Source organism: Candidatus Vagococcus giribetii (assembly GCF_017316185.1).
GTDB classification, from domain to species: Bacteria; Bacillota; Bacilli; order Lactobacillales; family Vagococcaceae; genus Vagococcus; species Vagococcus giribetii.
Genome location: NZ_JAFLVX010000011.1, coordinates 68,341 through 87,677 on the forward strand (window position 1 = coordinate 68,341; position 19,337 = coordinate 87,677).

Annotated in this window: 19 protein-coding genes; all 19 read right to left on the reverse strand. The window is 36.0% G+C overall.

Going from position 1 to position 19,337, the window contains the following annotated elements:
- Positions 1 to 7 precede the first annotated feature (7 nt).
- The 19 genes from DOK76_RS03530 to DOK76_RS03620 all read right to left on the reverse strand — a co-directional run bounded on the left by DOK76_RS03530 (position 8) and on the right by DOK76_RS03620 (position 19,337).
- Positions 8 to 994: a thiamine pyrophosphate-dependent dehydrogenase E1 component subunit alpha gene (locus DOK76_RS03530; RefSeq protein WP_206965034.1), complete on the reverse strand. Its 987-nt coding sequence runs from the start codon at positions 992 to 994 to the stop codon at positions 8 to 10.
- Positions 995 to 1,011: 17 nt separating this feature from the next.
- Entirely contained in the window at positions 1,012 to 2,424 is a 1,413-nt protein-coding gene (gene lpdA / locus DOK76_RS03535) for a dihydrolipoyl dehydrogenase (RefSeq protein ID WP_206965035.1), read from the reverse strand.
- Positions 2,425 to 2,455: 31 nt separating this feature from the next.
- Entirely contained in the window at positions 2,456 to 3,520 is a 1,065-nt protein-coding gene (gene buk / locus DOK76_RS03540) for a butyrate kinase (RefSeq protein ID WP_206965036.1), read from the reverse strand.
- 11 nt (positions 3,521 to 3,531) lie between these two features.
- Positions 3,532 to 4,356, reverse strand: a complete 825-nt coding sequence (locus DOK76_RS03545; protein WP_206965037.1) for a phosphate acyltransferase — start codon at positions 4,354 to 4,356, stop codon at positions 3,532 to 3,534.
- 319 nt (positions 4,357 to 4,675) lie between these two features.
- Positions 4,676 to 5,140: a glutathione peroxidase gene (locus DOK76_RS03550; protein WP_206965038.1), complete on the reverse strand. Its 465-nt coding sequence runs from the start codon at positions 5,138 to 5,140 to the stop codon at positions 4,676 to 4,678.
- 13 nt (positions 5,141 to 5,153) lie between these two features.
- A complete protein-coding gene (locus DOK76_RS03555; protein ID WP_206965039.1) occupies positions 5,154 to 5,618 on the reverse strand; it encodes a YehS family protein in 465 nt (154 codons plus the stop codon).
- Positions 5,615 to 6,067: a YaiI/YqxD family protein gene (locus DOK76_RS03560; protein ID WP_206965040.1), complete on the reverse strand. Its 453-nt coding sequence runs from the start codon at positions 6,065 to 6,067 to the stop codon at positions 5,615 to 5,617. The genes DOK76_RS03555 and DOK76_RS03560 overlap by 4 nt, the downstream gene beginning before the upstream one ends.
- A gap of 177 nt (positions 6,068 to 6,244) precedes the next feature.
- The gene (locus tag DOK76_RS03565; RefSeq protein ID WP_206965041.1) at positions 6,245 to 7,504 is read right to left on the reverse strand and encodes a hypothetical protein; all 1,260 of its coding nucleotides are present in this window, start codon (positions 7,502 to 7,504) and stop codon (positions 6,245 to 6,247) included.
- Positions 7,501 to 7,977 carry a hypothetical protein gene (locus DOK76_RS03570; RefSeq protein ID WP_206965043.1) on the reverse strand — a complete coding sequence of 159 codons (477 nt, stop codon included), beginning with the start codon at positions 7,975 to 7,977 and terminating at the stop codon, positions 7,501 to 7,503. The genes DOK76_RS03565 and DOK76_RS03570 overlap by 4 nt, the downstream gene beginning before the upstream one ends.
- 174 nt (positions 7,978 to 8,151) lie before the next feature.
- Complete coding sequence (locus tag DOK76_RS03575; RefSeq protein ID WP_206965045.1) at positions 8,152 to 8,862, reverse strand: putative ABC transporter permease; 711 nt, start codon at positions 8,860 to 8,862, stop codon at positions 8,152 to 8,154.
- A 151-nt stretch (positions 8,863 to 9,013) separates the two neighbouring features.
- A complete protein-coding gene (deoD, locus tag DOK76_RS03580; RefSeq protein WP_206965047.1) occupies positions 9,014 to 9,727 on the reverse strand; it encodes a purine-nucleoside phosphorylase in 714 nt (237 codons plus the stop codon).
- A 17-nt stretch (positions 9,728 to 9,744) separates the two neighbouring features.
- Positions 9,745 to 10,782 (reverse strand): nucleoside 2-deoxyribosyltransferase, encoded by a 1,038-nt coding sequence (locus tag DOK76_RS03585; RefSeq protein ID WP_206965049.1) that lies wholly within the window; start codon positions 10,780 to 10,782, stop codon positions 9,745 to 9,747.
- Between the two features lie 14 nt (positions 10,783 to 10,796).
- A complete protein-coding gene (locus DOK76_RS03590) occupies positions 10,797 to 11,750 on the reverse strand; it encodes a nucleoside hydrolase (RefSeq protein ID WP_206965050.1) in 954 nt (317 codons plus the stop codon).
- A gap of 11 nt (positions 11,751 to 11,761) precedes the next feature.
- Positions 11,762 to 12,166, reverse strand: coding sequence for a secondary thiamine-phosphate synthase enzyme YjbQ (locus tag DOK76_RS03595; RefSeq protein WP_206965051.1), 405 nt, complete (start codon positions 12,164 to 12,166; stop codon positions 11,762 to 11,764).
- 14 nt (positions 12,167 to 12,180) lie between these two features.
- On the reverse strand, positions 12,181 to 13,305 hold the full coding sequence (locus tag DOK76_RS03600; protein ID WP_206965052.1) for an SIS domain-containing protein: 1,125 nt from the start codon (positions 13,303 to 13,305) through the stop codon (positions 12,181 to 12,183).
- Entirely contained in the window at positions 13,306 to 14,235 is a 930-nt protein-coding gene (locus DOK76_RS03605; RefSeq protein ID WP_206965053.1) for a nucleoside phosphorylase, read from the reverse strand. It abuts the gene before it with no gap.
- Between the two features lies 1 nt (position 14,236).
- Positions 14,237 to 15,130 carry a carbohydrate kinase family protein gene (locus DOK76_RS03610; protein WP_206965054.1) on the reverse strand — a complete coding sequence of 298 codons (894 nt, stop codon included), beginning with the start codon at positions 15,128 to 15,130 and terminating at the stop codon, positions 14,237 to 14,239.
- Between the two features lies 1 nt (position 15,131).
- A complete protein-coding gene (locus tag DOK76_RS03615; RefSeq protein ID WP_206965055.1) occupies positions 15,132 to 17,222 on the reverse strand; it encodes an ADP-ribosylglycohydrolase family protein in 2,091 nt (696 codons plus the stop codon).
- Positions 17,223 to 19,337, reverse strand: a complete 2,115-nt coding sequence (locus DOK76_RS03620) for an ADP-ribosylglycohydrolase family protein (protein WP_206965056.1) — start codon at positions 19,335 to 19,337, stop codon at positions 17,223 to 17,225.

Genomic DNA, 19,337 nt, shown 5'->3' on the forward strand with positions numbered 1-19,337 from the left:
GTCTTAATTATTTCGCGTAAACTTCGTCTAATAATGATGATGCTACTGGATCTGGCATTGCTTCTGCTTCGTCTGTCGCTTTATTGATTTCATCACGAACTTCTTCGTCCATTTTGTCTAACTCTTCTTGAGTTAAATATTTTTCAGCGATTAATTGTTTTTGCATTTCATCTAGTGGATCATGTTTTTTCATTTCTTCGATTTCTTCTTTAGAACGATATACGTTATGATCATCATCAGCAGAGTGAGATGTTAAACGAGATACTTTAAGTTCGATTAATTTAGGTCCTAAACCTTTACGAGCATCTTCTACTGCTTTTTTGAAAGTTAAGTAAACTTCAGTAAAGTCGTTTCCATCAACTGTAACGCCTTCAAATCCGTAACCAACTGCACGTGAACTCATGTTTTCACCAGCATATTGTTCTTCAATTGGTACTGAGATAGCGTATTCATTGTTCTCAATAACGAAGATTAATGGTAATTTTTTAACACCTGCAAAGTTCATTGCTTCTTGTACTTCACCTTGGTTGGCAGATCCTTCACCAGTTGTTGTTAACGTAACAAAATCTGATTTTTCTAATTGAGCTGAGTAAGCTACACCAGTTGCTAAAACCATTTGTGTACTTACAGTTGATGAGAATGCCACAATGTTATGTTCTTTTGAACCATAGTGGTTAGGCATCATACGACCATGTGATGATGGGTCATCTTCTTTACCAAATGAACCTAAAAGGATATCTTTTGATGTCATTCCCCATACAAGACATGCTGTCATGTCACGGTAGTATGGTAAGAAATAATCTTTTTCGTGTTCAAAAGCCATAGCCATAGCTACTTGTGCTACTTCAGCACCTTGTCCTGAAATATTGAAAGATGTTTTACCAATACGAGTTAATTGCCATAGACGTTCGTCTAAACGACGACCTCTTAGTACCTCACGGTAAGCTTGGATAATCTCTTCTTTACTTAAACCTGATTTCTTTAACGTTTTCATATTTATCAACCTTTCTATTATTTATGAATGGCTTTGCCATAAGTGTCTAATGCTGCTTCTTGAATCACTTCTGTTAATGTTGGATGTGGGTGAATTGCTTCCCCAATCTCAAGTGGTGAGGCATCTAAGTACATAGCAGTACTTGACTCAGCAATCAAATCTGTTGCATGTGGTCCGATGATAGAAACACCTAATAAATCGTCTGTTTCAACATCACGAATCACTTCCACAAAACCTTCTTTAGCGCCGTATACTAATGATTTACCATTTCCAGCAAAATTGAATGTTCCAATTTTAACTTTTTTACCTTCTGGTACATTATCTTTTACATAACCAACACTAGCTACTTCTGGGTTAGTATAGACACCACGAGGTACGTTTGTGTAGTTAAGTGGTTCAATGGTTTCACCTAATAAGTGATCAACAGCTAATTCTCCTTCTTTCATAGCTACGTGAGCTAATTGCATCGTTGGAATACAGTCACCAATAGCATAGATATGACCTTCAGTTGTTTGGTAGAATTCATTTACTTCGATACCACGTTCGTTGTATTTCACTGATGTATTTTGTAAGCCTAAACCTTCAACTTTTGGTGAACGTCCAATGGCTACCATTACTTTATCAACTGTTAAAGTATCTTTTCCTTCAATAGCAACTTCAACTTGACCTTTGCCAACTTTAGCTGACTCTACTTTAGAGCTTAATAAGATCTTGATCCCTTTAGCTTCTAAGCTTTTCTTCAATTGACGAGAAATAGTTGAGCTTTCATTGATTAATAATCTGTCTAAGAATTCAACGATTGTTACGTCAACGCCTAAACTGTTTAATAATGACGCCCACTCAACACCGATAACTCCTCCACCAACGATTACGATTGATTTTGGTAATTCTTCAAGCTCTAACATGCCGTCCGATGATAGAATATCTTTCTCATCTAATGGTAAGTTAGGTAATGTTCTTGGTGTTGAACCTGTTGCGATAATCACGTTTTTAGGAACGATGATTTCTTCTTCTTTTGATTTATCATTGAAAGTCACTGCCACTGCACCTGAAACTGGTGAGAAAATTGATGGGCCTAAGATAGCGCCTTCACCTTCAAGGACTTTAATTTTGTTTTTCTTACATAATCCTTGAACACCACCGTGAAGTTGGTCAATGATTGATTGTTTACGCTCTTGAATCTTTTTAAAGTTAACGACATGTTCACTTGTTGATTCGATTCCAAATTCTGATGCTTTATTGATTGTGTCAAATACTTCAGCACTTCTTAATAAGGCTTTAGTTGGAATACAACCTCTATGTAAACATGTTCCACCTAATTTGTTTTTTTCTACAATAGTAACGCTTAAGCCAGCTTGAGCTGCACGAATTGCTGCAACATATCCACCAGTACCGCCACCTAAAATAAGTAAATCTGTTTGTTCTGCCATCTTACATCTCTCCTACTTTGAAATCTTTACTTTACGCATACTCTAAGGCAGTTTCTTCACCTTTTAATACACGATATGCTCCGTCGTATAGCGCTTCCATTTCCATTTCTCCTGGATATGGTTTAACTGGTGCGATCCAGTCAACAAGCTCACTGATTTTTCCTACGTTGTAAGAAGAGTAAATTGCGCCACCTGTTAAACAAATAGCATCTACTTTTCCTTGCAACACAACAGCTAACTCGCCAATACTTTTGGCTACTTGATAGTTCATACCATCTAAGTAGTACTTAGCTTCTTTGTCTCCAGCATTCATACGCTTTTCAACTTCGCGTAAATCTGTCTCACCTAAGTAAGACTTCATACCAGCATTCCCAGCAATTAACTTTTTGACATCACCTAATTCCATTTTTTCTTCGATAACTAAGTTAGCAAAATCAATTAAAGGTAGAGAACCGCTTCTTTCTGGTGTGTAAGGTCCTTCACCGTCTAATCCGTTAATAACATCAACCATCTTGCCCTCTTTATGAGCACCAACACTGATACCACCACCTAAGTGAGCTACAATGATTGAACAGGTTTCGTAAGTCTTACCTAATTCATCAGCTGCTTTTCTAGCAACAGCTTTCTGATTAAGAGCGTGACCTACACTTCTTCTTTCAATTCCTTTTAAGCCTGAGATACGAGCTAAAGGTTCTAATTCATCTACTACCACTGGGTCAACAATGAAAGCAGGAATATTTAATTGCTTCGAAAATTCATTGGCTAAGATACCACCAAGGTTTGAAGCATGAGTATTGTATTTTTCAGTTCTTAGATCTTCTAACATCTCTTCACCAACTCGGTAAGTTCCACCAGGAATTGGTTTTAATAGACCACCTCGTCCAACAACAGCTACTAAATCATTGATTAAACCTTCGTTTTCAACAAAGTTATAAATAATTTTGTAACGAAAATCTGTTTGATCGATAACTCCTTTGAATTGTGAAATCTCTTCAACTGAGTGTCTGATTGTTTCTTCTGCAATCAATTGATGATCTGCAAAAATAGCTGTTTTTGTTGATGTTGAACCTGGGTTAATGACTAATATTGCTTCCATAGATTGCCTCCTTATAATTGTTGCATCGCAAATTTCAAGGAATCAAACTTACTTTCCGTTGAATCACTGCGAGACGTTAACACTACTGGCACTTTTGTACCGACGATAATACCGCCTGCTGTCGCATCTCCAAAAATAGTTAACGCTTTGTACAACGTATTTCCTGTGTCAATTGTTGGTACGACTAACACATCTGCATCTCCAACAATTGGTCCTTGGAAGTTTTTATGTTCTGCTGACTCTTTTGATGTGGCTAAGTCAAATGAAATTGGACCGTAAATCACTGCATCTTCTGTTTCTTTAAAATGCTCAGTCACTTCTGTTGCTAACACAGATGATGGCATTTTTGGATTGAAACTTTCAGCTGAGCTGAGTAGTGCAATTTTTGGTTTGTCAATCCCTGTTTTTTTAGCTACTTGTTTCACATTCTCAACAATTTCGATCATTGTTTCAGTTGTTGGCGCAATATTCATTGCTGAATCAGTTAAAATAAATGCTCTGTTCTTTTTCGGGATATTAATCAGTGCTGCATGTGATAATACCTTTCGAGTTTTTAAATCATGTTTTTTATTCAGTAATTCTTTTAAAATAGTATGAGTCGGAATAATGCCTTTTAGTAAAATTTGAGCTTCACCTGATGCAACTAATTCAACTGCTTTTTGAGCCATTTCAAGTTCACTCTCACAGTGAACGTAATCCCACATACTATCTGTTGCAATATTTTCAGTTGTGTCGAACACTTTAAATCTCACATTCTCTGGGTACTCTTCGTTGACCTTTTTCACAAGATGTAAGATTTCAGTTCGCGAACCTCCCGCAACAGAAATCGTTATCATTGCCCCTCACCTCTTTTTTTATTTCTCTTACACCACTAATGTATGCTAAAATGTAAGCGGAAACAAATTGTTTATTTTTATGACACTATTAACTTAATTTATATAGGCTATAAACCTTGCTAATACAATGTTCGTGTTTTGATTATTAGTTTAATCTTTCACTTTCTAATCAAAAACTAATTTTCGTTTTCAATCAAAACGACTTATAAATATACCTTATTTGAAAATAAAAACAAGTTTGTGTTTGCAGATGAGAGATTTTAGACAACAAAAAGGAGAAATCTTCTTAGAAAGATCTCTCCTTTTTGTTTATCTAGTCTTATAAAATATCTTTGATAGCTGATTCAATTTCTTCTGGTGTTACTTTTGGTTGAAAGCGAGCAACTATTTCACCTTGTCTATTCACTAAAAACTTAGTGAAATTCCATTGAATCATTTTACCTGATGTTTGTTCAATCAAATACTCGTACAAAGGAGCTTTGTATTTACCTCGCACATTTATCTTTGAAAACATCGGAAAACTCACGCCATAGTTTTTCTGACAAAAACTTACGATTTCTTCATCGTCCTTGTACTCTTGGTTTAAAAATTGGCTACACGGAAAGCCTAATACAACAAATCCTTGATCTGAATAAGTCTGATATAGCATTTCTAATCCCTCAAACTGTTTCGTAAATCCACACTTACTAGCAGTGTTCACTATCAACATTACTTGATTTTCATACTTACTTAAAGGTTCCACAGTGCCATCAATCCGAGCCATTTCAAAGTCATAAACACCCATGTTTTCTCCTCCTTTAACGATACTCTTGAATTAATCCTTTCAAGAAGCGACGAGTAAAATTATCGCCACAAGTTTTATAATTCTTGTGCCCTTCTTTTCTTAAGAAGGCACTTAATTCACTTTTTGAGACATTGACACCTTCATCTGACCAGATTTTTAACATGTCATCTGTTGTTAAGGATAAAGCTATTTTTACTTTTTTTAGTAAGATATTGTTAGCATTCCCTTGTCTTAACTCAAAAATAGGTGTATCTCCTTTTCTCTCACCACGCTGAGAGATAATCATTCCATTTAAGAAACGGTCAAGCTCTTCATCTTCTAACTCTCGCTCATAGTTGTCTTCATCTACTTTTTTAAGCATTTCTAAGTATTCCTCTTTAGTGACACTCACGCCACCTAAACGAAATAACTCCACCATATCCGTGTCTTTTATATCTAGTGCATATCTCAATCTTGTCAGTCGATCATTATGATTCATCGGCTCACTCCTTTTTCAATTTCTTTTCTAATGATTTCTTTAAATGCTAATCGATCTTCTTTTGTAAAAGCTTTTGGGCCTTTTGTTCTTTTCCCAGCTTTTCTCATTTGCGCACCTATATAACGCTGCGTAAGTAAACCATCAATTGTTTCTTTTAAGTACTCTTTCCCATTATGATGAAATACCCTGACTGGTTTGCTCAATAAAAGAGACGCTAAGCCGTAATCCTGAGTGACAATAAAGTCTCCTACTTTAATTTCCTTAACAATTCGGTAGTCTGCTCCATCATTGCCTTTATCCACGTAAATAAACTGAATAAAATCTGGGTACTCCTTATGAGTGAAGTGATCAATACTTGTTACGATCACAACAGGTAATGAAAACTCTCGCCCCAACTCTATCACTTCATTTTTGACAGGAGAACCATCTCCATCTATTACTAATCTCATTAGCCACACCTTTTCTCATGTCCTTCTTCCAAAAGTTACTCCTTATTGTATCACTTTTTACTCCTTAAGACTTCTTTTCTCTTCTATATAGACGTAGGCAAAAAACATTTTTCTCTAAGCAACTGGAGGAATTAGAAAAAAAGAATAGAGGTCAACATTTGAGTCAACCTCTATAAGTTACTGTTTTGCTGAACCATTGCCGTGACCAGGCGAGTAGTTTGCTGCTTCGGCTTCTGTAATCAAGGTGAAGTTACCAGGATTTTTAACCTGATTATATGTTTTACCACTTTTAGATAAATATTTAGACCCAGCTGGCGCATGAGTCCAACCACTACTATCTGTCACACCACTTTGATTACTAGCTTGTTGACTAGAAGCTGCTTGTGCCTCTTGTTGAAGACGAGCTTCTTCTTGTTGTTGCTTCTTAGCGGCTGCTTCGGCTTTTTTTCTCGCTTCTTCAAGACGCTCTTGACTTACTTTTTCATATTGTTGATACGTTTGACTCAACTGCTCATTCAGTTGTTTTAAATCACCAGGTTGATACCCTTTTTTCTCTAGAGCAGCTTTTACTTTCTTAGCTTCTTTTGTTAGAGCTGCTTTTTCATCAGCTGTTAGAGATTCCTTAGCTAGTAAGCCATCTACTTTTTTTACTAGTTCATTTGTTTTAGGTCCAAACTGTTTAAAATCTGTTTCTGTTTCCTTGATTCTTTGTTTAACTTCTTCAACAACTAACTTAAACTCTTTTCGATGACTCTGTAGTTTTTCAAAATTATCGGCATCTTTAAAGAAGCTACTACTTGCTTTGATATTATCCTCTAATGCTTTTTTATCATCTGCTAGTACATACTGATTAGCAGCTAAAGCTTCTACTTCTTTTGATTCTTTTTTCAACTCATCAACAACTTGAATTGTCTCTGCCTGATTATTAGCTAGTTCTTTAGATAATTCTGGTAGTGTCACTGCAATATCTCTAACTGGTTTCACTTCTTCAACTGAAGATAATTGAGCGATTTCTTCTTTTAACGACTCAACTTCTTCCTCATCTTCTAATCTGACAAACGCTTCTTTACTTTTTATTTCTAAAGCTTTGATGTCTTTTGTTAAAGCCTTATATTCTTCTTTAGCAGTCTTTTTTTCTTCTACAACTAATCGTTCTTCAACGACTTCAAACTCATTCTTTTGAGCTGTGAGTCGCTTATTTAAAGCTTGCTTATTTTCATTTTTCTCTGCCTTTTCAAAACTACTGAGATTATCTTCAAGTTGCTTTTTATCCTGAACAGAAATAAATTCTGATTGTAAAGCTGTGTTAACTAGTTTTTCTTGTTCTTCTTGCTGATTGTAGATTTCTTGATATCCTGATTCATAGGCACTTGTTGCTACAGTTCCTACCATAAAGAATGAAAAAATCACACCAGCTACGGTTTTTTTGAAGGTCATTTAGTACTACCTCCCTTACGTCGTTTCTTTTTCTTAAGTTCTTTTTGAGGTACTGGCTCTTCAGAGAGAGAGTCAAATAAAAAATGAATGTCTTCGATTTTCCTTATCATTTTCTCTTGATTTTCTTTATCCTTTAAAGCTTGCTTTAATGCCTTTTTATCTCCTTTAAAGCTCTTAGACAATTGATTATCTATAAAAAAGACTAACTCTTTTTGTTGAAGTAGCTCTTTTTTATTCTTTCTTAAAAAACGATACACATCATCGTAATTAGCACTTGTTTGACGAGCTATAAATACATACACCAAAACAACCGCCATTGATCCTAAAAAAATCAATCCTGGATTAAAATGCCTCACATCTGTGCCTAGTAAAATTCCTCCCAATACCATCAAACCAAGTGATAGTAGAATAATTCTACGACCATATTGTTTATGGGACTTGTACAACAAACCAACCTGTTGATACTCCTTCATTCCAAAACTCCTAACATCTGTTATTTAACATTTATCATAGCTCTTTCTCCTTAGTCTTTCAAGATAACAAACTGATTATCATTTTGATTTAATTCGACTCATACATTTTTTACAAAAAAAGAAGGCAACATCATGAGTCTTTCACTCTTGATGTTTGCCTTCCTTTGATTCTCTTTATTTCTTCTTAAAACGTAGATTTGGGTAGTTACTTAATAATCGATTTAAATGACGATGATGTAATTTTTTAGGTCTATTTCCGAGCCACTCAAGCACTTTTTCTCGTCCTTCAGATGATTTGTTATTAATAAATAAGTTCTTCAAACGATACTCTTTAAGCGCCGCATTTTCAGTATCAGTCGTATCTACAATAGCTTCCACTTCTTTTTTCGTTGTTAGAGTAAAGACAAACGTTGATAAACAATCTAACATAAACAGGACAAATAAAATAATTGGCCCAATATGGTTAGTCATTTGACTAAAGTCACTTAATAACTCTTGAATAACAGGATTTATCAGCTTAATTAAAACCAGACATCCTACACCCCAAAAGAGTGACACAGGCACAGCTACACGTCCTTCAATATTGAAAGGCACATTAGTATAATCCCAAAGTTTCATATTAAACAGTTTTTCCAATATCCAACTCGTCAAAAACTCGATGACCGTCACAATCACTACAATATTTAGATACAAGTTCAACAAAGTTCCTGCATTTTCTGGCACAAGTAACAACACCGCACTCACACCAAACCCGTAAACAGGACAATAAGGGCCTAGTAAAAACCCTCGATAAACAAAATGTTTGGCCTTCAAAGAACAATAAAAGCTTTCCCATAGCCAGCCAATAAACGCATAAGCAAAAAATGTCATAAATAATGATTCCATTAAAAAACCCCTTCCTAAAACACATTCAGTTATCTTTATGAGTAAAGTCTAACATAAGAATGTCTTTTGAGAAGGGGAAAATGAGGTTATTTTTTTATTTGGAAGGCAGTTGTTAGAAAAATCTACATAAGTTACTCTATAAACTCATCGCTTAGTCATCTTGTAATGACAATAAAGCTATTTCTATCATTTCAGTGAATGTCGCTTCCCGTTCATTTGTAGAAGCTTTTTCCCCTGTGATGATATTATCGCTTACTGTCATAATAGATGCTGCTTGAGCACCATAATAATTAGCATTAGTAAATAGGGCTGCAGTTTCCATTTCAACCCCTAGAATGCCTATTTTTGACCAATTTTTTAATGCGTCACTTGTAACATCATAAAAAATATCTGAGGTCAAAACAGAACCTACATGTTTTGTTACGTTCTTAGAATCAGCTACTCGAATCAACTTATTCATCAGATTAAAATCTGCTGTTGGAGAAAACGTTCCCTGCAAATTAAACTGCTCTGTATAACTTGAATTAACACTTGTAGCCATAGGGATAATCACATCATATAAAGAAATTGTATCCTGTAAACTACCAATAGTTCCAACTCTAATCAGTCTTTTCACATCAAATACATTAATTAATTCCCAAGAATACAAAGCCATACTTGGAACGCCCATACCCGTTCCCATTACAGATATTTCCCTACCTTGATAATTTCCTGTATAGCCCAACATTCCTCTGACACTATTAAACTGAACAACATCAGATAAAAATGTGTCTGCAATAAATTTTGCTCTTAGTGGATCACCCGGCAATAATATATCTTGAGCAACTTTAACACCATTTGGATTAATATGAGGTGTGTGTTTCATATATTCTCCCCTTTTCTTTATAGAATGTTGACTATATCCTCTAGTTGACCTTCCACTATGTCCATTGAACAAGCAAACATCAAATTAATTGGGTAATCAAAATTCTCGACATCTCTTCCTGCTGGGTCTTTATACTTTCCGTCAATTAATGTATTTGGAATTCTATCAATCATTGGAGTGGTATCTTCCATATACCCGTAAAGTGTTTTTCCTGATTGAAAGGCATAACCACACTCAAACGCTACATCATTGGAACATTCAAATCCTCGATAATCATTGAGATCACCAATAACTAATTGCGCCTGGTTAATTCGGGACATATTAGTTTCAAGTAAATCAGATAGCCATTCTTGAATGGACTCTTTTGAGTCATACTCTCTAAAATAAGGCAACAAAACTGTATAACCTTTTGATTTCAATTGAGTTATTGTTTCAATAAGCTTAATATCAGTAAGCTCACTATAGCGATTTCGAATAGCTAAGTAGATTGTCTTATTATCTGAGATACTCTCTACATATTTCCTATTTTTGGGCATATTATTTCCGTAGAGCTCATCGGCTTCAAGTGAGGCGATACAATCTTCGTAGTTTCCTTCAATAATTTTAGTTGAGGCAACTACTAATGGAGAGTATGGTAGAAAAGAATAGTGATGCTTGTTTCCCCATTCATCTAATATATCCCCTTCCTTTTGTTGAATTTTTTGATCTTTCCAAACTAGCCCTCGCTTGTCCCTAGTGTACCCATAAATTTTTAGGTTTCTTGCATAGGCCATACCCATCTCATAAACAGTTCCACTATCTGCCTCAGAACCTCTAAAAGCATCTAAGTCACCAATAATTGTTGTTGTCTCAAGCATAACCTTTTTTAAATTTTGAAAAATAGAATGGGCATTTAGTCTCAAATCATGGTGATCCATTTTTAAGGGATCATCATTAGGCAGGCTTACTCGATGCCCTTTAGCTTCTGAAAAACGTCTCATTGATTGCAACATCTGAATGCCTTCCTCATAAAAACATTCAGGTCCAGCAATATAAATGACTTCTGTTGGTTGCAATTTTCCTCCTCCTTTTAGGCAATCACATGTTGAATAATCATCTCCAAAAAGTGATTATAATTAACACGAGAGCCAATATTGATTTTAGTCATACTCTCCCAAGAATGGTGATCTCTTCTGTCGAGAACCGTATTGGCAAAAGCATAGGTTCCCTTTAGCTCAATACCTACCTTTCCTTCAAAAGTCTCAATCAACTCTGGATCAATTGCATAAGCTACAGCTAAGCAATCGATAATCGTCGTATAAGCTTCATAGCCTCTTTTGTTAACAAATTGAATAGCATTTAATAAAAACTTAGCCTCTGGATTTGGACTTTTCTCTAACAACTCTATCTGTTCAGTTGTCATATTGACATCAAAATGAGTCGCAATATCTAATCCAATAGCGGTAAAGTCAGCACCTGATTTATAGACAATATCTGCTGCTTCTGGATCCACATAAACATTCCATTCACTTTGAGGAGTATCTCCTGTTGCTTTTCTGAAAGCGTACTCGTTTAGCCCAAAAGCTCCTGAAATGGCAATAACTTGATGAATCTCTTCAATTATGGCAGGCTCTTTTATCATAGCCAACGCTAGATTGCTCAAAGGGCCAAGGCAAATCAACGTTATTTCTCCAGGATTTTTTCGAATAGTATCAATCATCAAATCAACTGCATGTAAATCGTTTAAACGCAAAGTTGGTTCTGGTAAATTGTTCTCTGCTTGACCGTCTTTTCCATGGGAGAATGGATCCTTTGGTGATTCACGTAGAATAGGTTTTCCTAAACCTTTTGCTACTGGAATGTCTGGTCGATCAAGCATTTCTAATACTTTCAAAGCATTTTTTGTTGTCATTTCAACAGGATAATTACCGTTAACAGTTGTAATTCCTTCTATACTTAATGTGTCGGATTTACATCCTAAAACAATCGCCATTGAGTCATCCATTCCAGGATCGCAATCAATAATTACTTTTCTTTTATTCATCGTACTCCTCCTTAGCCTGCGATTACTTTTACAAAATAGTGTCGATTTCTAGGTCCATCAAATTCCAAAAAGAATATGCCCTGAGATGATCCCACGAGTAATTCACCACTGTCTATAATAAATGACATCGAAATCCCTAATAGTGATGACTTGATGTGTGCTGCCGCATCTTGCGGTGTGTCATGTTGATGTTTAAAGTCAATTCGTGTAGGGATTAGACGACATATTTCATCCTGTAAATCTAGCCATCCATTTGGATCCCAGAAAGAAGTTGATGTCAGACCAGCTGTAGAGTGTGGGTTATACACATGACACACACCCTCTTTAATACCACTTTCTTTAACAATTTTTTTTATTTCATCTGTAATATTGACCACATCATTAAATTGAGTCGTCAAACTGACTTTCTTTAACATGTTTCATCTATCCTTTACTTTATTATTATCTGACTTGTCGTTACTGCATGTCCTTGTTGACTGAATGACCATGGTCCCTCACAATTCCTACCATACTCTTCTTTTTTTAGTACTGATAAATAGCTAGCTAACAAAGCAATTGGTACAAATTGTGTTAATATCACCGTAAACTCATGGTCTCCCTTGGGTACAACAAGTGTATTAACACCTTCTCTTATCTCATCATTGATTAACAAGAATGGCCGCTTCAATTGTTTAATATACTTAATCACCTCATTAGTTCGACTAAGAGCAGGGTTTGATTCATTGCTTACCAGAATTGTGCCAATCCCTTCATTATTTCTGGCAAAAAAGTTAAGATGTAGCCACTCTTCCGTGTTTATGTGCATAGCAGCATCCCCTGTTGCTTCTAATATTTTGGCGTAACCATACCAAGCAGCCGCATAATCAAAACCACTACCAATAAAATCGAAAGTTGAAAAGTTTTGCCATTCATTTGCAAGTTCTTTCATCTGTTTGTCTATTTCTAATAAATTTTCTTGAAGTCTATCACTAATGATAGCTATATCTTCTCGGTAAGACATCGCGACATCCATAGTGTAGCGACCACGAACTTCCCCCATACGAATCGCCATAAGTAATAAAGCCATTAAAGTAACTCCATAACCTCGAACACCTGGGGCATCATTTAATTTTGGTATTTCCATGTGTAATACTTTTTGAGCAGCCTGCCCTAATTTTGAATCTAAATTTCCTGTTACCCCGATTGTTAATGCCCCATACTTATTAGCTCTTAACGTAGCTTCTTCCATTCTTGCTACATTACCTGAATGACTAATACAAAAGATTAATGGATTGTTTGGTGACGTTCCTAATTGAGAAGATTCATAAAATCGCGACAATTCAATGGCAGTAACAACTCGAGTTGGAATTCCTGTTAATAATTCAAAAATATGTTTTGTTGCTAACCCTGCTGCAAAAGAATCTCCACAACCGGTAATCAAGATTTCCTGAACTGAAAAGATCTCTGGTATACTTAATAACTTTCTTGTTTTGGGTTCTAAATCAATGTATTGTTCTCGATAAAGTGCTGGTAAACTATGAACTTGTTTACTCATATTATTCGTCAACGATTCCATTTATTTCTCCTCGCTTAATGTATTATCAAACCAATGTTTCAACTGCCTCTGACGTTTATTTGTATCCATTTTGTGTAGGTAAGCACAGGCTTCTAGAGCAACTTTTATCGCATCATTATGTCCTATTCCTTCTTTAAACTTTTCACCAGTAGCTAAATTATCAGCTACTGAACAAATCGAACCACCACGATAACCAAATAAATTAGCCAGTGTCACTATACCTGCAGACTCTCTGTCACCATTTAACACACCTGCTCGGTTATAAATTTCAGCAATATCAATATTCCACGGTTGAAGATAACCACCTACACCTGGCCTTCCACCCCCTACAAAATCACTATCAACTGATAAGGTTGTTCCGACATGATACGTGGCCTGCTCTTTTTCTGCTGCCGCAATTAGTGACAGTACCACTTCATAATGAGAAGCCGCTGGATAGGCTTCAGGAATGTAAGCTTTTGTCATTCCTTCTTCTCTCACTACTCCAGAAGAAATCACTAATTCTCCTGGTTTGACCTCATCTCCAATCCCTCCAGATCCTCCTACTCTAATATAAGTACTAGCATTACTGTATTCCATATAATCATAGAGTAATAACTCAACTTCAGCAGACCCGCTTCCTCCGCTAACAACCGTAATCCTCGCGCCGTTATAAGTGCCTGTGTAACTAGTGAACATCCCAGATTGACCAATTAATTCATAATTTTCTAATTGTTTGGCGATATAAAGAGCTGGATCTTCACCGTAGACAATTAATGGATCACGTACCGTAATCAGTACATAATCACCCACTTTTTCTGGATTTATTTGGGTCATTGCTGGTTTACCATTAATAACTAAACCTCGTTCTGGGACATTTTGATAGTACCGATACTTTTTATGAATAGCTTGAATTGAAGGCTTGCGACGTATTTGGTGACTATTATTCATTTCAATACCACCCTTCTTTTAATAAATGAGAGGCATTCGGTTGAAACGAATCAATCTCTTTTGGAACACCGTATTGTGATAAACACATACTAGCTGAAAGACTCGCCATTCTTCCTATTTTGAGTAAACTTCTTTTCTCACAATAACCCACTAGTACTGCTCCTGATGAGCTATTTCCTCCTCCAGTAACATCAACAACATTTCCTTTATCAAAACTTGGAACAAAAATAGTATTTTTTTCTGTTATCATTGTTTGTCCTTTTTTTCCTAATCTTAAAAAAACTAATGGTACATTTAATTGTTTTAATTCTTTAATCGCATCCACTTCCGTCTCAACTTGAAGTAGTTTTTTGGCTTCTGATAAATTGATTGATAGTACATCAATAGATTGACAAATTTCTCTAACACTCGGAAGATTATCATTTGCACAAGCGTCTGCTGCAATCTCCCAAAGAATTTTGGCACTTTTATGATGATTAGCGAGAATTGGAAGCCAAAAATCTGATGCTGTATTTCTAAAAATATAAATGCCACAAGAGTGATCAAGTAAGGGAAGAATATCATCTACTGTCACTTCAAATTTTTTATAATGATCTTCTCCATACTCAGGAATTTCTATTCTTTCTCCGTCATCAAAATAGTGAACGTTATTAATAGGTGTTTTTTCATTAACAAACTTGAGATAGTCCATTGTTAAATGATTGTCTCGATACCATTTAGAAAATGTTGCTGCATAATTATTTCCCGCTCCACAAATTAGCTTAGTCGACTCATGCCACAGACGCGCACCTGCTAAAGCATAGATACCAGCACCTCCTGCAACATTTTTTTTGACATCTCCATTTGAAAAATGCAAATTGTCAATCACTGAAGTAGAGCAAATATAATAATCCATCTTAATCCTCCAATGAGTGAATAACAAAATTATCTGCCATAAATGTTCCTTCTGAAACAACATATCCTGCTCCACCATAACTTAGCGTGTCGTCAGTAACTCTTAATAACTCCTGGTGATTAACTAGTAAAGTCAATTCATTTCCTGATACATTTAGTGATAAATTTACTTCCTTATCTTCCTCATAATTAATATCAATTTGTCCTAATTCAGTTATTGAATCATCATAGCGACAATAAATAACAGCCTCATTCCAATTCCTTAAAATAGCTCCGTAATACCTTCGATGTCCTTGGGCTCTTGCTACGAGCCCACCGGCTTGGTGAAGAGAGAAAAATAAATCTGAAGACACACTATAATCTCGCCATTCTTGTGTTCCAATTGTGACAAGACCTTCTGGTTCAGAGTGAGAGACACAAAAGGTTTTGTTAAAGTCTGCACAAAAATTTCTAGCTGACGAGACAAAACTGTCTAACCAATGAGGATTAGTTTTCCAAATACTTGTCATTAACATTCCTTTTAAGCCATAATAACTAGGAGCATTATCCCAGTGAATGTCTTGGCAATAAACATTGCCGCTATACCTACTGTCACTATCTACCTGAATCCCAATCTTAAAAATCGCCATACCTTGTGTATCTGGTATTTTCCATTCCAGTTGTTGCCACTCAGATGATAAAGTAATAAATGGCGAGTACGCTTGTTTAACATTATCTTCAATATCGTAGTAATGAATATACAAGCGTCCTCTCACCCTACCATCAGCCTTTAATTTAGCTTCAACAGTTTGTCCTGAATACAACAGAGGAGATGCTATTACTTTGTACAAAGTCGAATCTTCACTGTAGTCAATAAAGACTGGAGCTGAAACATTAACTGGTGTTCCTTTCCCGATATGATGACACTGAATCACTAAACTTGGTTCACTACCTAAATCTGTTCCATTGACAACACGACTCGGACTTCCTTCTAAGTATGTATCTGGTAAAAAACCTTGTGTAGATCCAGGATATGAAAAGCTAAATTGTCTCTTTTCTTTCTCAATGACTTCCCCTGCAAGTTGATTAGCAGCATACCAAATGTGATCGGCTTCTCTTACTGCATCAGATATTCCCTTTCCGCCATCAGCAGTTGAAACAAACAAACGATCAGCAACTGGACCCCTGAAATCAGCTCCCCCATTAACACCTTCAAGACCTAAACGAATACCATTAAACGTACCAACATTACCTGCATTACAATCCGTATCCCAAGCCGAATTTGTCGCAATACTAATAGAATGTTGAAAGTCATCTTTTCCAAGTAAAATCGAAGCTAACACCATGGCATGATTAGGTACCATATGACAAGCACCAGGATAAATATGATAACCGTATTTTGAATTAAGGTAATCTCTAACAACTCGAAAATTACTTTCTTTAGCACAAATATTACGAACATCATCAATGATATTTCTTAGTAACGTGTTTGTTGTGTATCTAAAACTCTGATCTAAAATTGTATCTATATTCTTTTCACCAAAAGCCAATGCTTCCATCGCTGCTAAATGTCCTGCTGCATCAACTGCAATTCCGTCATGACTTACTTTAGCCGATTCTCTAGCTAGATAAACTGCTAACTCTGGATCATTAGGACAAGCCATTGCTATACCATCGATAAAAATCTGAGCACCGATCTGTTCAGCTAATGTCTGCCCATTTTGTTGTATAGAACCACTTTTGGGTGCTTGAATCCCATTTTTTAAATTTAAAAATGCCGTATGTTCCGTTGAACGCCCTAATCCTCCCCACCAAAGAATGGTTTGATTTTCAATAATATAGTTCAACCAAGTCTTACCAAACTCTTGACTTGTTATATCCCGTTTGAAATCAAAATCAGGGAGTGCTCGCATAAATCCAAATGTCCCAGAGATATCGTCATCTGCAACGATTATGGGATAATCCAATTCCTTGTGGACATAATAATCAATCTCTTGAAATCTACTTCGAATGTCTTCATATGCCCAACCCTCAACAGGTCGACCTAAATAAACACCGATGAGCTTACCTAAAACACCTGCGTATATCTTTTCTCTGATAGTTACATCTAGCATTTAGTCACCCTCCGTTTTCTTAATCAGTAAACCTTCTGCTTGAATTAAGCCGCAATCCACTAGGAATCCACATCCGCCTTCACTAAGTATTTTATCTTTAGCTTCTACAACTTTGATGCCATCAATCAAGAAATTAATCTGATTTTTAAAGAAAAATAATTCAAGTTGATAGCTTTTCTCAAGCTGATAATCGAAAGGTTTAGCAGATAATACGACTTCTTTCCCGTTAAGCATTAATAAAATACATGCCTTACCATCTTGTAATACCCCTGCATAATATCGACGATGCCCTTGAGCTCTACCTACTAAGCCAGCTCGTTTCTGACATCCTAAAACAACGTTTGATGACACACTGTAGTTTCTCCACTTACTATTACCAATAGTCACCACGCCATTCTTCTCTTTATGTGAGATGGCTACTGTGTGTTGATAATCAGGGGCAAATTTTTCAGCAGAAGACACAAACATATTTAGCCAAGAGGTATTAGTTGTCCAAGGCGTTAATGATTTCGTCATCTCTCTAGAACTTAATAACTCATAGTGATGAGGTTCTTGATCCAAGGATAGTTGCCGTATAATGACATCTCCTGAACACGTTTTTGTAGAACTAATAGCAAAACCTAATTGGTAAATAGGTCTACCACCAAAATCAGGTGCAATTGATTGAATGATGTTAGTACCTTTGTGCAGCTCTAACTCTGCTTCCATGTAACAAGCAAGTTCATCATTTTCGTCAAAATAATGATAAAAATGTTGAATCATTAAGCCTTCTTGATCAACTTCAATCTCGTAAAAGTAAGGCTGACTTCCGTATAAAGTCGGCGAGCAGATGACATCAAAATAACTCGTACCCTCTTTTCCCTTCGGAGTTAAATCAATGAACGTATCGATACCAAAGGAAGCCGCACTCCCACGTCCTAAATCTTCAAATGATAACTTTAAGCCATTTTCCTGACTACTCTCATTTGTGTTACTTATTTTTGTAAGTGCTTGAGAAAATTTGTTTAGTTTAATCGGCATGAACCCTTGAACTGATCCTGGAAATTCAAAAGCATATCTTTCCGTTGGCTTTTCGTAAGACGCTCCTGTATATAGACATGAGTCTGCAATTAATTGACGACTCTCGATAACCGCATCCGTAATACAGGATCCACCATCAGAAGAAACAACATACATTCTATCTGAAACTAATTGTCTTAAATTACCAACATCCTTAAACGCATCAAGTCCTAGTCTAATTGCATTTAAGCAACCAACGTTTCCGGCATTACAATCTGTATCCCAACCTGCTGAAGTAGCAATCATAATAGACTGATGAAAATCATCTCTTGCCATCAATAAAGACATCAATACAACCAAATGATTAGTCACCATTGGGCAACCACCTGGGTATTTATCATAGCCGTGATGTAGGCTAATCCATTGACGCACTTCTCTCCAATCCTTTGCCTTTTCACAAACATCACTAATTGTTTCAACTAGCTCTTTTAGCTCATCAGACACATAAAAAAGGGCTTGCTTAATCAATTTATCTAGCTGCTTTTCTTCAAACGCTAGGGATTCCATGACGGCTAAAAATACTGCCGCTTCAACTGCAATACCATCATGACTAACTCGAGCCGCCTCTCTTGAGAAGTAGGCTGTTTTTTCCGGATCATTAGGAAACATTAATGCCCAAGTATCAATAAAAATTTGCGAGCCAATTTGTTCTGAGATTGTCTTACCATTTAGTTCTTTCGAGCCACTTAGAGGTGCTTTGATACCTTCTTTTAATCTTAAATATGCAGTATGCTCTGTACTCCTAGATAAGCCACCCCACCAAAGAATCGTTTTATTCTCAATAATATAATTGAGCCACGTTTCACCAATTTGTTCTGACTTGATTTTTTCGTAACCAAAGTCTCTTAAGGAGCGACAAAACACAAAAGTTCCTGAAATATCATCATCAGGAACAATTAAAGGCGCCCCTGTGTAATGATTTTTGTACGTGTAAACATCTCCAAATGTAGTCAAAATATCTTCATACTCCCAGCCTTCAACTGGTCTTCCTAAATAAACACCTAATAGTTTACCTAAAACACCAGAATAAACTTGTTGATGATATTTTTTCTCCAA

What these genes read in the sequence shown, in the direction of transcription:
- DOK76_RS03530 (WP_206965034.1), bottom strand. Translation starts at nt 994, where the DNA reads ATGAAAACGTTAAAGAAATCAGGTTTAAGTAAAGAAGAGATTATCCAA.
- lpdA (WP_206965035.1), bottom strand. Translation starts at nt 2,424, where the DNA reads ATGGCAGAACAAACAGATTTACTTATTTTAGGTGGCGGTACTGGTGGA.
- buk (WP_206965036.1), bottom strand. Translation starts at nt 3,520, where the DNA reads ATGGAAGCAATATTAGTCATTAACCCAGGTTCAACATCAACAAAAACA.
- DOK76_RS03545 (WP_206965037.1), bottom strand. Translation starts at nt 4,356, where the DNA reads ATGATAACGATTTCTGTTGCGGGAGGTTCGCGAACTGAAATCTTACAT.
- DOK76_RS03550 (WP_206965038.1), bottom strand. Translation starts at nt 5,140, where the DNA reads ATGGGTGTTTATGACTTTGAAATGGCTCGGATTGATGGCACTGTGGAA.
- DOK76_RS03555 (WP_206965039.1), bottom strand. Translation starts at nt 5,618, where the DNA reads ATGAATCATAATGATCGACTGACAAGATTGAGATATGCACTAGATATA.
- DOK76_RS03560 (WP_206965040.1), bottom strand. Translation starts at nt 6,067, where the DNA reads ATGAGATTAGTAATAGATGGAGATGGTTCTCCTGTCAAAAATGAAGTG.
- DOK76_RS03565 (WP_206965041.1), bottom strand. Translation starts at nt 7,504, where the DNA reads ATGACCTTCAAAAAAACCGTAGCTGGTGTGATTTTTTCATTCTTTATG.
- DOK76_RS03570 (WP_206965043.1), bottom strand. Translation starts at nt 7,977, where the DNA reads ATGAAGGAGTATCAACAGGTTGGTTTGTTGTACAAGTCCCATAAACAA.
- DOK76_RS03575 (WP_206965045.1), bottom strand. Translation starts at nt 8,862, where the DNA reads ATGGAATCATTATTTATGACATTTTTTGCTTATGCGTTTATTGGCTGG.
- deoD (WP_206965047.1), bottom strand. Translation starts at nt 9,727, where the DNA reads ATGAAACACACACCTCATATTAATCCAAATGGTGTTAAAGTTGCTCAA.
- DOK76_RS03590 (WP_206965050.1), bottom strand. Translation starts at nt 11,750, where the DNA reads ATGAATAAAAGAAAAGTAATTATTGATTGCGATCCTGGAATGGATGAC.
- DOK76_RS03595 (WP_206965051.1), bottom strand. Translation starts at nt 12,166, where the DNA reads ATGTTAAAGAAAGTCAGTTTGACGACTCAATTTAATGATGTGGTCAAT.
- DOK76_RS03600 (WP_206965052.1), bottom strand. Translation starts at nt 13,305, where the DNA reads ATGGAATCGTTGACGAATAATATGAGTAAACAAGTTCATAGTTTACCA.
- DOK76_RS03605 (WP_206965053.1), bottom strand. Translation starts at nt 14,235, where the DNA reads ATGAATAATAGTCACCAAATACGTCGCAAGCCTTCAATTCAAGCTATT.
- DOK76_RS03610 (WP_206965054.1), bottom strand. Translation starts at nt 15,130, where the DNA reads ATGGATTATTATATTTGCTCTACTTCAGTGATTGACAATTTGCATTTT.
- DOK76_RS03615 (WP_206965055.1), bottom strand. Translation starts at nt 17,222, where the DNA reads ATGCTAGATGTAACTATCAGAGAAAAGATATACGCAGGTGTTTTAGGT.